Annotated in this window: 12 protein-coding genes and 1 tRNA gene; 3 read left to right on the top strand and 10 right to left on the bottom strand. The window is 57.7% G+C overall.

The features are described from left to right. Positions 1-97 precede the first annotated feature (97 nt). Together fadE and L463_RS14095 are read left to right on the top strand one after the other, a co-directional pair. Complete coding sequence (gene fadE, locus L463_RS14090; protein ID WP_015571378.1) at positions 98-2,542, top strand: acyl-CoA dehydrogenase FadE; 2,445 nt, start codon at positions 98-100, stop codon at positions 2,540-2,542. Between the two features lie 107 nt (positions 2,543-2,649). Continuing rightward, the gene (locus tag L463_RS14095) at positions 2,650-3,420 is read left to right on the top strand and encodes an amidohydrolase (RefSeq protein ID WP_017383119.1); all 771 of its coding nucleotides are present in this window, start codon (positions 2,650-2,652) and stop codon (positions 3,418-3,420) included. 85 nt (positions 3,421-3,505) lie between these two features. Here L463_RS14095 and L463_RS14100 read toward each other — a convergent pair whose 3' ends face one another. The 9 genes from L463_RS14100 to dnaQ form a co-directional block, all read right to left on the bottom strand. Continuing rightward, positions 3,506-5,107 carry a gamma-glutamyltransferase family protein gene (locus tag L463_RS14100; RefSeq protein WP_032673127.1) on the bottom strand — a complete coding sequence of 534 codons (1,602 nt, stop codon included), beginning with the start codon at positions 5,105-5,107 and terminating at the stop codon, positions 3,506-3,508. A gap of 9 nt (positions 5,108-5,116) precedes the next feature. After that, the gene (locus L463_RS14105) at positions 5,117-5,992 is read right to left on the bottom strand and encodes an ABC transporter permease (RefSeq protein ID WP_015571381.1); all 876 of its coding nucleotides are present in this window, start codon (positions 5,990-5,992) and stop codon (positions 5,117-5,119) included. Between the two features lie 2 nt (positions 5,993-5,994). After that, complete coding sequence (locus L463_RS14110; RefSeq protein WP_015571382.1) at positions 5,995-6,936, bottom strand: ABC transporter permease; 942 nt, start codon at positions 6,934-6,936, stop codon at positions 5,995-5,997. Positions 6,937-6,954: 18 nt separating this feature from the next. Continuing rightward, positions 6,955-8,469: an ABC transporter substrate-binding protein gene (locus L463_RS14115; protein ID WP_072203901.1), complete on the bottom strand. Its 1,515-nt coding sequence runs from the start codon at positions 8,467-8,469 to the stop codon at positions 6,955-6,957. A gap of 2 nt (positions 8,470-8,471) precedes the next feature. Further along, complete coding sequence (locus tag L463_RS14120; RefSeq protein WP_032102818.1) at positions 8,472-9,554, bottom strand: ABC transporter ATP-binding protein; 1,083 nt, start codon at positions 9,552-9,554, stop codon at positions 8,472-8,474. Further along, positions 9,551-10,564 carry an ABC transporter ATP-binding protein gene (locus L463_RS14125; RefSeq protein WP_023303115.1) on the bottom strand — a complete coding sequence of 338 codons (1,014 nt, stop codon included), beginning with the start codon at positions 10,562-10,564 and terminating at the stop codon, positions 9,551-9,553. The genes L463_RS14120 and L463_RS14125 overlap by 4 nt, the downstream gene beginning before the upstream one ends. Next, on the bottom strand, positions 10,561-11,280 hold the full coding sequence (locus L463_RS14130) for a FadR/GntR family transcriptional regulator (RefSeq protein ID WP_015571386.1): 720 nt from the start codon (positions 11,278-11,280) through the stop codon (positions 10,561-10,563). The genes L463_RS14125 and L463_RS14130 overlap by 4 nt, the downstream gene beginning before the upstream one ends. Positions 11,281-11,667: 387 nt before the next feature. After that, positions 11,668-11,744: transfer RNA gene (locus L463_RS14135), tRNA-Asp, on the bottom strand. Positions 11,745-11,876: 132 nt separating this feature from the next. Next, positions 11,877-12,608, bottom strand: coding sequence for a DNA polymerase III subunit epsilon (gene dnaQ, locus L463_RS14140; protein ID WP_003863237.1), 732 nt, complete (start codon positions 12,606-12,608; stop codon positions 11,877-11,879). Here dnaQ and rnhA point away from each other — a divergent pair. Beyond that, complete coding sequence (gene rnhA / locus L463_RS14145) at positions 12,562-13,140, top strand: ribonuclease HI (protein ID WP_160840538.1); 579 nt, start codon at positions 12,562-12,564, stop codon at positions 13,138-13,140. The two genes, dnaQ and rnhA, sit on opposite strands and share 47 nt — an antisense overlap. On the opposite strand, the gene L463_RS14150 is transcribed toward rnhA, so the two are convergent. Further along, entirely contained in the window at positions 13,141-13,857 is a 717-nt protein-coding gene (locus tag L463_RS14150) for a class I SAM-dependent methyltransferase (protein WP_017383714.1), read from the bottom strand. Positions 13,858-13,878 lie beyond the last annotated feature (21 nt).

The following is a 13,878-nucleotide window of genomic DNA, read 5'->3' as shown; positions in this document are numbered from 1 at the left end:
AATTATTTTGTAAACACATTGCTAAAGGAAATGACATCAACTACAACCATATCATCACAAGTGGTCAGACCTCCTACAAGCAAGGGAGCTTTTCTTTATGATGATTTTGAGCATTTTCGCAACCGTTGTGCTGCTCGGTGTGTTGTTCTATCACCGTGTCAGTTTATTCCTGAGTAGCCTGATTCTTCTGGCCTGGACGGCTGCACTTGGCGTCGCTGGCCTGTGGAATATCTGGGTCCTTGTTCCCCTGGCCATCATTTTGCTGCCGTTCAACCTGACGCCGATGCGTAAGTCGATGATCTCTGCGCCGGTGTTCAGGGGATTCCGTAAAGTGATGCCGCCGATGTCGCGTACAGAGAAAGAAGCGATTGACGCCGGTACAACCTGGTGGGAAGGCGATCTGTTCCAGGGCAACCCCGACTGGAAAAAGCTTCACAACTATCCGCAGCCGCGTCTGACCGCCGAAGAACAAGCCTTTATTGATGGTCCGGTAGAAGAAGCGTGCCGCATGGCAAACGACTTTGCCATCACTCACGAAATGGCCGACCTGCCGCCTGAGCTGTGGGCATACCTGAAAGAGCATCGCTTCTTCGCGATGATCATTAAGAAAGAGTACGGCGGTCTGGAGTTCTCCGCTTACGCTCAGGCTCGGGTGCTGCAAAAACTGGCGGGTGTCTCCGGGATCCTGGCGATCACCGTTGGCGTGCCAAACTCCTTAGGCCCGGGCGAGCTGTTACAGCATTACGGTACGGAAGAGCAGAAAGATCACTACCTGCCGCGTCTGGCGCGTGGTCAGGAAATTCCGTGCTTCGCGCTGACCAGCCCGGAGGCAGGCTCCGATGCCGGCGCAATTCCTGATACCGGCGTGGTTTGCATGGGCGAATGGCAGGGCCAGCAGGTGCTGGGCATGCGCCTGACCTGGAACAAACGTTATATCACCCTAGCACCTATCGCCACGGTGCTGGGCCTGGCGTTCAAACTCTCTGACCCGGAAAAACTGCTGGGCGGTGAAGAAGAGCTGGGTATTACCTGTGCGCTGATCCCAACCTCGACTCCGGGCGTTGAAATTGGTCGCCGTCACTTCCCGCTGAACGTACCCTTCCAGAACGGTCCAACCCGCGGTCAGGATATCTTTGTTCCGATTGACTACATCATCGGTGGCCCGAAAATGGCCGGGCAGGGCTGGCGTATGCTGGTGGAATGTCTGTCTGTGGGCCGCGGCATTACCCTGCCGTCGAACTCAACAGGCGGTCTGAAATCGGTGGCGATGGGGATTGGGGCTTACGCGCATATCCGCCGTCAGTTCAAAATCTCCATCGGCAAGATGGAAGGTATCGAAGAGCCGCTGGCGCGTATTGCGGGCAATGCCTACGTGATGGACGCCGCAGCCTCGCTGATTACCTACGGCATTATGCTGGGCGAAAAACCCGCCGTGCTGTCGGCGATTGTGAAGTATCACTGTACCCACCGCGCACAGCAGTCAATTATTGATGCAATGGATATCGCAGGCGGTAAAGGTATCATGCTCGGCGAAGGCAACTTCCTGGCGCGCGGCTATCAGGGTGCGCCGATTGCCATCACCGTGGAAGGGGCAAACATCCTGACCCGCAGCATGATGATCTTCGGCCAGGGTGCGATTCGTTGCCATCCGTACGTGCTGGAAGAGATGGCTGCCGCGCAGAATAATGATGTGGATGCCTTCGACAAGCTGCTGTTCAAACATATCGGTCACGTCGGCAGCAACAAGGTGCGCAGCTTCTGGCTGGGCCTGACGCGCGGGCTGACCAGCGCGACGCCAACCGGCGATGCGACCAAACGTTACTACCAGCACCTGAACCGTCTGAGCGCCAACCTGGCTCTGCTGTCTGACGTTTCCATGGCGGTGCTGGGCGGTAGCCTGAAGCGTCGCGAACGCATCTCCGCCCGTCTGGGTGATGTGCTGAGCCAGATCTTCCTGGCCTCTGCGGTGCTGAAACGCTACGACGATGAAGGCCGTCAGGAAGCGGATCTGCCGCTGGTGCACTGGGGCGTTCAGGATGCGATGTATCAGGCCGAACAGGCGATTGACGATCTGCTGGCGAACTTCCCGAACCGCTTCGTGGCGGGTGCCCTGCGCGCGGTGATCTTCCCGACCGGTCGTCATCACCTGGCGCCGTCCGACAAGCTGGATCACAAAGTGGCAAAAATCCTCCAGGTACCAAGCGCAACCCGCTCTCGTATTGGTCGGGGTCAATATCTGGCACCTACCCCGCATAACCCGGTAGGTTTGCTGGAAGAGGCGCTGCTTGACGTGATGGCCGCCGACCCGATTCACCAGAAGATCTGCAAACAGCTGGGCAAAAACCTGCCGTTTACACGACTGGATGAGCTGGCAAAACAGGCGCTGGCGGGTGGCATCATCGACAACAGCGAAGCTGCGATTCTGGTGAAAGCCGAAGAGAGCCGTCTGCGCAGTATTAATGTGGATGATTTCGAACCTGAAGAGCTGGCGACACAGCCGGTAAAGCTGCCAGAGAAGCACCGCAAACCTGAAGCGGCATAAGGCCTTTTGCTCCCACAAACCCCGCCCTGCGCGGGGTTTTTTATTGCCACATTTTCTGGTAATGACGTGCTACAGTGTCAAAAAGTGTTTATTAAGGAGCCTGTATCGTGCCTGGTTTAAAGATTTCTGTTTTGCAGCAACCTTTAGTGTGGATGGACGGCCCCGCCAACCTTCGCCATTTTGATCGCCAGCTGGAAGAGATTACCGGACGCGATGTGATTGTCCTGCCGGAGATGTTTACCACAGGTTTCGCGATGGAGGCAGCAAAACAGTCCATGCCGCAGGACGAGGTGGTGGCCTGGATGCACGCCAGGGCGCAGGAAACAAATGCGCTGATTGCCGGTAGCGTCGCACTCCAGACCGGGCGCGGACCGGTCAACCGCTTCCTGCTGGTTGAGCCGGAAGGAAAAGTCCATTTCTACGATAAGCGCCACCTGTTCCGCATGGCGGACGAACATCAACATTATGAAGCCGGAAGCGAACGCGTGGTATTTGAATGGCGCGGCTGGCGTATTCTGCCGCTGGTCTGCTATGACCTGCGCTTCCCGGTGTGGTCGCGCAACCGCAACGATTATGACCTGGCGTTGTACGTCGCCAACTGGCCCGCCCCACGCTCCCTGCACTGGCAGGCTTTACTGACCGCGCGCGCGATTGAAAATCAGGCTTATGTCGTTGGCTGTAACCGCGTGGGAACGGACGGCAACGGGCATCACTATCGCGGTGACAGCCGGGTGATAAGTCCGCAGGGTGAGATTATTGCCACCGCCGAGCCGCATCAGGCAACACGAATTGACGCTGAGATCTCGTTAACGGCGTTAAAGGAGTATCGGGAGAAGTTTCCGGCCTGGCAGGATGCAGATCCGTTTAGCATTGGTTGAAAAAAAGCCGGGTGACGGCTGCGCCTTACCCGGCCTACAAAAAGCACAGCGTAGGCACGGTAAGCGCAGCGCCACCGGGCGTTAATTAACTCACCAGCGCCTGCCCGTCTTTGCGGCTTTCCGTCGCGGCCACGTAGTGCCCTTCCGACATACGGTAAATCACCTGCGCACCGCCGAAGTTATAATCCTGAAGCGGATCTTCCACCACGATCTGATGCCCGCGCTCGCGCAGCGCCGCGATAGTATTGCGATCGAACGTTGATTCGACGATCACCTCCCTGCCCTGCACCACGCGCCAGCGCGGGGCATCGATTGCCGCCTGCGGGTTTTGCCCGTGCAGCATAATGCGCAGCGCCATCTGCATGTGCCCCTGCGCCTGCATCGGCCCGCCCATCACGCCGAAGGACATCAGCGGCTTGCCGCTGCCGTCCATCGCAAATCCAGGAATGATGGTGTGGAACGGGCGCTTGCTGCCCGCCAGCGCGTTCGGGTGCGCAGGATCCAGCACAAAGCCGCAGCCCCGGTTTTGCAGGCTGATCCCGGTATCTGGCACCACGATCCCTGAACCGAATCCCATATAGTTGGACTGAATAAACGAGACCATCATCCCACTCGCATCCGCGGTGCTGACGTAAACCGTCCCGCTCTGCGTCGGCGATCCGTAGACAAAATCAGAGGCGCTATCGTGGTTGATAAGCGCGGCGCGCGACTTCAGGTAATGGTCACTCAGCAGCTCTTTCGCCGCGAAGGCCATGTGTTCTTCATCCGCAACGTAGCGGTCGAGATCCGCCAGCGCCAGCTTCATCGCCTCGATGGAGAGATGAAGAGACTGCACGGAATCCGGGTGATGCTTCTCAATGCCGCACTGCTCAAGAATGCCGAGCGCAATCAGCGTGGCGATCCCCTGACCGTTAGGCGGCAGCTCCTGCACCGAACCGCCCGCGAAGTCGCGCGACAGCAGGTCAACCCAGTCCACGCGGTGGTTTGCCAGATCCTCTGCCGTCAGATGCGCACCGTGTTCTTTGGCAAAGGCGGCAATTTTCTGCGCCAGCTCGCCGCGGTAAAACGCGTCGCCGTTGGTTTTCGCAATCAGCTCCAGCGAGTTCGCCTGCGCGGGGTTACGGAAGATTTCCCCCACGCGCGGGGCGCGGCCTTCCGGCGCGAAGCAGGCGCTGAAGCCCGGCTGATCTTTCAGCTTGCTATAGCCTCGCTGCCAGAGATGACCAATCAGCGGCGAGACGGGAAAGCCGTTGCGCGCGTAGTCAATGGCAGGCTGCGCCAGCGTGGTCAGCGGCAGCGTGCCGAAGCGCTCCGCCAGCGCGACCCAGCCGGATACCGCTCCCGGCACGGTCACCGCGTCCCAGCCAATTTCCGGCACTGCGCTTTTTCCGGCAAACAGATCCGCATGCCAGCTGGCCGGCGAGCGGCCTGATGCGTTGAGGCCGTGAAGCTTTTCACCGTCCCAGACGATGGCAAAGGCGTCGCTGCCGATCCCGTTGCCGGTCGGCTCAACCACCGTCAGCGCCATCGCGGTGGCAATGGCTGCATCGACGGCATTGCCGCCCAGTTGCAGCATCTTCATCCCCGCCTGCGCCGCCAGCGGCTGCGACGTGGCAACCGCGTTATGGCCCAGCATCGGCGGGCGGCGTGAATCGTAACCGGACGTAAAATCAAGCGCTTTGGTCATCATGACTCCTTAGTCGTGGCGCGGATCGAGCGCATCGCGCAGCCCGTCGCCGAGTAGATTAAAGCCCTGCACGGCAAGGAAAATCGCCACGCCGGGGAAAACGGACATCCACGGAGCCTGCTCCAGAAACCCTTTCGCGGTGTTGAGCATGGAGCCCCAGGACGGATTTGGCGGCTGCTGTCCCAGCCCCAAAAACGACAGGCTGGCTTCGGCGATAATCGCCGAGGCGATCGCCAGCGTGGCCTGCACGAGGATCGGCGACATCACGTTTGGCAGGACGTATTTAATGATGATCCAGCGATCCGGCAGGCCAATCGCCCGCGCGCCGTCGATATACTCTTCGTTGCGAATGGCGATCACCTGGCCGCGCGTCAGCCGGGCGAAAATCGGCATTGCCGAGAGACCAATGGCGATCATCGCATTCGTCAGGCTTGGGCCCAAAAATGCCCCCAGCGCGATCGCCATGATCAGGAACGGACAGGCCAGCAAGGCCTCAATAAAGCGCGAGATCACGCCGTCCCACATCTTCTGGAAGTAGCCCGCCACCAGCCCCAGCGGCACGCCGATGACCACGGCAATAATGACCGACATACAGCCCGCCATCAGCGAGGTGCGCGCTCCCCAAATAATGCGGGATAAGATGTCACGCCCCAGCTCGTCGGTGCCGAACCAGTACATCGCCGACGGCGCTTTGCGCACCGCCAGGAAGTTGGCTTTGACCGGGTCGAAGGGGGCGATCCACGGCGCCAGCAGCGCCACCAGGACAAAAAAGCCCACCACAAGCGCGCCAATCACCGCGCTTTTATTGCCGAGAAATTTCTTCAGCACCCGGTTCTGCGCGCGCGGCAGCGTGGGGGCAACGGTTTGCGTCGTCAGTTCCGCCATGGTTAACCTCGCATTTTCGGGTTGATAAGGACGTAGAGCACGTCGGCCAGCAGATTGAGCATCAGGAAGCCGATCGCCACGATCAGCACCACGCCCTGCACCACCGCATAGTCACGATTGAACACCGAGTCGACGATCATTTTGCCAAAGCCCGGAATGGTGAAGACCTGCTCGGTCAGCACCGCGCCGCCCAGTAGCTCGCCGAACAGAAGCGTGGTGAGGGTGATTACAGGCACCAGCGCGTTGCGAAAGGCGTGCTTCAGGATCACTGCTTTCGGCAGCAGCCCCTTAGCGCGCGCGGTGCGGATGTAATCCGCTTTCAGCACTGCAATCATCGACGCACGGGTATGGCGCATCAGCGTCGCCGCCAGTCCGGTTCCGAGCACGGACGCGGGTAGCAGCAGCGTGCGCAGGTTCTGGATCGGATCTTCACTGAATGGCACATAACCGGACGCAGGTAACCATTGCAAGTTCACCGAAAAGACCAGAATCAGCAGGATCCCCAGCCAGAAGTGCGGAATTGATATCCCCGAGATCGCCACAAAGTTCGCCCCATGATCGACCCAGCTGTTTTTATTCACCGCCGCAAGGATCCCCATGCTGATGCCAAACACCAGCGCGATGATCATCGCCAGCAGAGAGAGCTCCAGCGTGACCGGCAGCTTGCTGGCAATCAGCTGCGTGACCGGTTCATGCGTGCGCAAGGAGACGCCCAGATCGCCCTGCAGCGCGCGCGTCAGCCAATGGAAATACTGCACGGGGATCGGCGCATCCAGATTAAGCTCAGCACGCAGTTGGGCAATGACCGCCGGATCGCGCTCCTCCCCGGCCATGGCGATCAGCGGGTCGCCGGGCAGCAGCTTTTGCAGCCCGAACACCATCATGCTCACCAGCAATAGCGTCGGGACGGCCAGCAGCAGACGTTTGCAAATCAGTTCCAGCATGGGTTCTCCTCAGGACGTTTATTTTGCCAGCATCAAACCGGCCAGACGCACGATGCCGTCCGGGTACGGCTTAAAGCCCTGCACGCTTTTGTTCAGGCCAAAAATGCGCGGCTCGAAGTAGAGGTAGGCAATCGGCATGTCGGTCTGGAGTTGCTTCACCACCTTGTCGTACAGCGGCTGGCGTGCGGCCTGGTCGGTGCTCTGACGCGCCTGAGTCAGCCATTCATCGATCTGCGCGTTACTGTAGCGGCCGTCGTTCAGGGTGCCTTTACTGTTGATAAAGCCGTAAATGCTGCCATCCGGATCCGGGCGCCCCGACCAGCCGGAGAAGCTCAACTGGTAGTCACCGCTCTGCTGGCGATCCAGCAGCGTGGCGAACTCGGTCATTTGCAGGTTCAGGTTAAAGCCCGCCTCTGCCACCATCGCCTGCAATACCTGTCCCACCTGCTGCGAGGTTGGGTTGTTTGGCACCAGCAGATTGACGCTCAGCGGCGTGGTCACACCGGCGGCTTTCAGCAGCGCTTTGGCTTTATCGACGTCGCGCGGCGGGACCGGCAGGTTAACGTGGTACGGGCTGACCGGTGAAAACGCCTGATTTGCCGGGGTGTAGAGCCCTTCAAAGACCACCTGGTTTAACGCATCGCGATCGATTGCCTGAGAAAACGCCTCGCGCACGCGGGCATCTTTGAACGGATCGTTGGCCGGCACCTTGCCGTTGTTAATATTGAAGGTAATCCCCTGATACCCCAGACCGGTGACCTTCGCCAGCGCCAGCTTGCTGTCGGCTTCGACGGTTTTGACGTCGCTGGCGGCAATGCCTTCGGTCAGGTCGAGATCGCCCGCGCGCAGGTTCGCGAGACGCACGGAGGCATCCGGGATCGGCAGATAGATGATTTTGTCGAAGTGATAGGCGTCTTTGTTCCAGTAGTTGTCGAAGCGGGTCAGAACGATGCGGTCCTGCGACACGCGGCTGTCGAATTTGTATGGACCGGAGCAGACGGGATGGGCGGCAAAGTCAGGCTTTTTCGCCGCATCGGGTGCCATCATCGCGCCCGCGCGGTCGGTGAGCTGCATTAGCAGCGCGGCATCCGGTGTTTTCAGGTGCAGCGCAATCTGCATCGGGCCGGTGACCTCGACCGATTCAACGGATGAGATCTCGCTTTTACGCAGGGAGCCTTTGAGGGTCAGGGCGCGGTCGAGGTTGTATTTTGCCGCAGCGGCATCAAATTTTTCACCGTCGTGGAAGGTCACACCTTCGCGTAGATCCATAGTCAGCGTTTTGCCATCTTCGCTCCAGGCCCAGGATTTTGCCAGACCCGGCACCACTTTCAGGTGCTCGTCGACGTCCACCAGCCTGTCGCACAGGGAGGCAAACACGAAACGGCCATAGTAGGTGCGCGCCAGATGCGGGTCGAGCATATCCGGGTCGGCCCCCAGGCCGATCCGCAGCACGCTTTCAGAATGGGCGGGCAGCGCCGCGCCAAGCAACATAACACTTCCCAGTACGGTCAAAAGAGAATTACGCATTGTCATTATCATGAGTTCCTTGAAGGAAGGGAGGAGTGAGTGGCCGCGTGTTCAAACAGCGCGCGGCGGCGCAGAAAAGCGGCGGATGGCGGTGCGATCTGGATAACGCTGCGATCGCGATTGATCTCCTGCCAGCGATGGCAAGCAACCTGACGTCCGCCGTCGAGCACCTGATTAATCGGCTCGATCTGGCGGCATTCATCTGTAACGTAGGGGCAACGGGTGTGGAAACGGCAGCCGGACGGCGGGTTAGCCGGGTTCGGTAAATCACCCTGCAACAGCGGCGTATCCCGCGCTACGCCTGGCTGCATTTGCGGCGCTGAGGCAATCAACGCCTGGGTATAAGGATGCAACGGTGCGTCGAAGATGTCGTCGACGGTGGCCAGCTCGACGATTTGCCCAAGATACATTACCGCCACGCGGTCGCTCATATGACGGATAACCGCCAGCCCGTGGGCGACGATCACCATCGTTAGCCCCAACTGGTGCTTCAGGCTTTCCAGTAAATTAACCACCTGTGCCTGAACGGAAACGTCCAGCGCAGAAACCGGCTCATCACCCAGCAGCAGCTTTGGGCCTGACGCCAGCGCGCGCGCAATGCCGATACGCTGACGCTGCCCGCCGGAAAATTCGTGTGGATAACGCCCGGCCCAGGCCGCGGGCAAGCCGACCGTCCTGAGTAGCTCGGAGACGCGGTACTGGCGATCCGTTTTTTTCATGTTCTGGTGCAGCCACAGCGGCTCACCGACAATTTGCTCCACCGTCATGCGCGGGTTCAGCGAAGCGAAGGGATCCTGAAAGATGATCTGTAGTTCACGCCGGAGCTGGTTCAGACGGGCGCCCGAGGCGTGGGTGATCTCCTCACCCTGATAAAATACCCGCCCTTCGCTGGCGCCCAGCAGGCGCAGCAGCAGACGACCAAGGGTGGATTTCCCGGAACCCGACTCGCCGACAATTGCCAGCGTTTCGCCAGGCATCACCGACATCGAAACTCGGTCGACAGCGCTGACAAAGCGGGCCGGCGTAAACAGTTTTTTCGGGCCGGGGAAAAGCTTGCTCAGATCGCGGGCTTCAAGAATGGGCATAGTCATGCGGTCTCTCCCAGGGCAATATGGTGTTCGAGCGGCACGCGGAAGCAGGCAACCTGATGGCCCGTACCGAGCGTAGTGAGCGGTGGTTTTTCAGCATGACAGCGCGTCTGCGCGAAGGGACATCGGGTGGCAAAGCGGCAGCCTTGAGGCATGGATTCCGGCAGCGGGACCGATCCGGGAATAGTTGATAGCTGGCCTTTACGCGCGCCCATAGAAGGAAGGGAACCCATAAGGCCAATGGTATAGGGGTGCTGCGGATCGGCAAACAGAGCTTCAACACTCCCCTGCTCCACTAGCTGTCCGGCATACATCACCGCCACCTGCTGCGCGACTTCAGCCACCACGCCTAAATCGTGGGTGATCATCAGCACCGCCGTGCCCGTTTCTTCTTTTAAGGTATTGAGCAGGGAGAGAATTTGCGCCTGAATGGTCACGTCCAGAGCGGTAGTGGGTTCGTCAGCAATAAGTAGTTTGGGATGGTTTATCAGCGCCATCGCTATCATCACGCGCTGGCGCATACCGCCGGAAAGCTGATGCGGGTAAGCCTTAAGGCGCATCTCTGCGGCCGGGATCTGCACCTTCTCCAGGATCTGTAGCGCAACCGTCATCGCCTCAGCCCGGGAGATCGTTTGATGGCGCATCACCGCTTCACTGAGCTGATCGCCAAGCGTGAAGGCCGGGTTGAGCGAGGTCATGGGCTCCTGGAATATCATCGCCAGCTCGCTGCCGCGCAGATCGGCATACTCCCGCGGCGAGAGCTTGCGCAGATCCTGGCGGCGGAAATTCATCTCCCCGCTGACGATCCGGGCGCTGGCAGGTAATAACCCCATCAGCGCCAGGGAAGTGATGCTTTTACCGCAGCCGGACTCGCCTACCAGCGCCAGCGTTTCTCCCGCCCTGACCGTCAGCGAGATATCGTCGAGCACGCTCACCGGCGAGCCCGCGAATTTAACGTTGAGGTTTTGCAGCCGCAGTACGGGCGTGGAGTCCTTAAAGGGTATCGTCGTCATAGCGTGGAATCGTCCTCAAGGTGAATAGCCTGAATCAGGGCGGTTTGCAGGCTGAGCAGGTGTTCGCGCATGGCGGCAGCTGCTTCGTTAGGCTGGCGATGAATAATCGCTGACATGATTTTGTGATGGTGGTCGTTGTAGCTATCGACACGTTCAGGGGTGCGGGCAAGTTCGCGTAAATGCTGCCAGCCAGGCTCCCGGCGGACGGCATCTATCGCATCAAAAAGCCCAAGCATCAGGCGGTTACCTGCTGCCTCCGCAATGGCGCGGTGGAAGGCGCTATCCCACAGTTCGTTGAGATCGCGGTCATCCGGGCTGACCTTATTAATGCGTTCCAGCATACGCTGCATGAGCGCGAGGTTTTCCCTGGTGGCACGCAGTGCCGCAAGTCGGGCTAAGCCGGGTTCGAGCTGTAGTCGAGCTTCCATGACTTCCAGCAGGTTGGTTTGCTGAACCAATCCCTGAAGCGCCAACGGCTCAACCGGGGCAGATGGACCAATGAAGGTACCCTTGCCCTGCTTGCGCCAGATACGCCCTTCCTCTTCCAGCACGTCCAGCGCGCGACGCACTTCACGTCGGCCTACGCCGAGAGTGTCCGACAGCTCACGTTCAGTGGGCAGCGGAATGCCTGGTGTTGACTCGTGCTGGTTGATAAGCCCGCGCAGCTGCTCAAGCGCGGTACTGGAATTAGCTAAAAACCGTGAAGGCTTTTCCATATTGGTTCGCTCGCTTTCATCATTGCTTTATTTTTATTAATAATAAGTTATTGATATGACGCAGAACTTAACGTGCTAGTAATTAAGCAATTAACGAACCAATAGCGTATTGGTTCGTTAATTTTCTGAAAAATGATCGGTAACCGAATGATTTCCTACCAATTATTTTACATAATTATTACATAAGAAGATGGGCGCGAAGGTAAGGATGGGCAAAAAACGCACAAAAACAGTGCAAATAATGCACTAAAATCGTGCATTTGTTAATAAAATGCACCGTATTTATTAACTTTTTGTTAATGGAAATAAAAAGAGGAATAAACAATATTCGAGGGACTATAAAACGACGAAAGCCTGAATCATTTCTGACTCAGGCTTTCTGAATAGTGGCGGAACGGACGGGACTCGAACCCGCGACCCCCTGCGTGACAGGCAGGTATTCTAACCGACTGAACTACCGCTCCACTGTTCCCGTTTGGGGAACGAGGCGAATATTACGGTTTGCCTCTGAACTCGTCAACGCTTTTTCTCAGGTTTTGAATCGTTTGCTGCAAAATTCACCCAAACGGTGATTTAACAAACGTTTCAGCACATTTTCACGTGCGCCACAGACAGCTTCCGCCCTTCTTCTGCACTAAATCGAGACGAGATTCATGGTTCATCAGTTCTTCATCACTGGCTAAAACAACCCGCAGGCGATTCGCCTGACGCACAATGCGCTGAATTCCCCCTTCATCCCGCGTCTGCTGGGATTCATTTTCCATACTGAATTTCATCGACGTTTGCCCGCCGGTCATGGTCAGGTAGACATCGGCCAGGATCTGGGCATCGAGCAACGCGCCGTGCAGCGTTCGCTTGGTGTTGTCTATCTCATAGCGAGAGCACAGGGCATCAAGGCTGTTACGCTTGCCGGGGAACATCTTCCTTGCCAGCGCCAGGCTATCCGTGACTTTACAGAACGTATTCGTCTTCGGAATATCACGGTTGAGCTTGCTGAACTCATAGTCCATAAAGCCGATATCGAACGACGCGTTATGAATGACAAGTTCCGCACCTCTGATGTAGTCGAGAAATTCATCTGCGACGTCGGCAAAGGTGGGCTTATCCAGCAAAAACTCATCGGCAATTCCGTGAACGCCGAACGCTTCCGGGTCCACCAGCCGATCGGGTTTAAGGTAAACGTGGAAGTTGTTGCCCGTAAGGCGACGGTTCACCACTTCAACGGCACCAATCTCAATGATTTTGTGCCCTTCGTAGTGGGCGCCAATCTGGTTCATACCGGTGGTTTCGGTATCAAGAACAATCTGGCGAGTAATTGCAGTGCTCATAGCGGTCATTTATGTCAGACTTATCGTTTTACTGAACGTTTCAAATACAGGAAGTCTACCAGAGATGCGTAAACAGGTAGAAATTTTCACCGATGGATCTTGTCTCGGTAACCCAGGGCCCGGCGGCTATGGCGCCATTATGCGCTATCGCCAGCATGAAAAAACATTTAGTGAAGGCTATTTCCTGACCACCAACAACCGCATGGAGTTGATGGCGGCCATCGTGGCGCTGGAAGCGTTAAAAGAACATTGTGACGTGGTGCTGAGTACCGACAGCCAGTATGTCCGCCAGGGCATTACCCAATGGATCCACAACTGGAAAAAGCGGGGCTGGAAAACGGCAGAGAAAAAACCCGTCAAGAATGTCGATCTCTGGAAGCGTCTTGATGCCGCCCTCGGTCAGCACGAAATCAAATGGGAGTGGGTAAAGGGGCACGCCGGTCATCCTGAAAACGAACGCTGTGACGAGCTGGCTCGCGCGGCGGCATCCAACCCGACCCATGAGGATGCAGGTTATCAACCTGAATCCTGATCACGGTTTTTTGTACTGCCGCGTGGCCCCCACGGTCTGGCGGATCCGCGTTTTTGATTTGCTTTGCTTCATCGGGTTGAGCGTAAGGGGGATCGTCCTCTTACGCGCGACAATAAATTGCATGCAGCCCAGCGCGGGTAAATGGGTGCTTAATAAGACCCCGCCTTTACGCGTCCAGGGGATGACCTGAAAACCCCCGTAGCTTAGCACTTCGAAATTTAACAGTGAAAGCCAGTCCAGCTGGCGCATCATGGTAAACATCCTGCTGTTATAAGGCGGCGTGCGACGCAGAACGGGCGTCAGTTTACGTAGCCCCATCAGACTCAGCGGATTAAAACCGCTCAGGATCAGCCAGCCGTCATCAATCAAAACGCGGTCGGCTTCCCGCAGCAGACGATGGGGATCGCTGCACCAGGGCAGCGTGTGGGCGAGCAGACAGGCATCAATGGATTTTTCCGCAAACGGCAAATGCAGCGGATCCGCTTTCACCTGAACCGGGGAGCCATTAAGCGATACGCTGACCTGATGCGAGATAGCGCAGCTTTCGGTATTGATTTCTGCGCTCAGATTGCCAATCTTAAGCAGGTGAAAACCATACATTTTCGCGAGCCAGGGTTTAAGCTGAAGTTCTAAGGCCTCGCGATAATATTCACCCCAGGGCAACTCTGCCCAACGTTCCGGTGGTGCGACAGTCTGAGGTATCCTTGCCGGTTTCATCAAAACACCCGCCACGCTATA

Source organism: Enterobacter sp. BIDMC 27 (assembly GCF_000534415.1).
In the GTDB taxonomy this organism is placed as follows: Bacteria; Pseudomonadota; Gammaproteobacteria; order Enterobacterales; family Enterobacteriaceae; genus Enterobacter; species Enterobacter hormaechei_C.
Note: the sequence above shows the minus strand (reverse complement) of the source record. Positions and strands in the feature narration are given on the sequence as shown.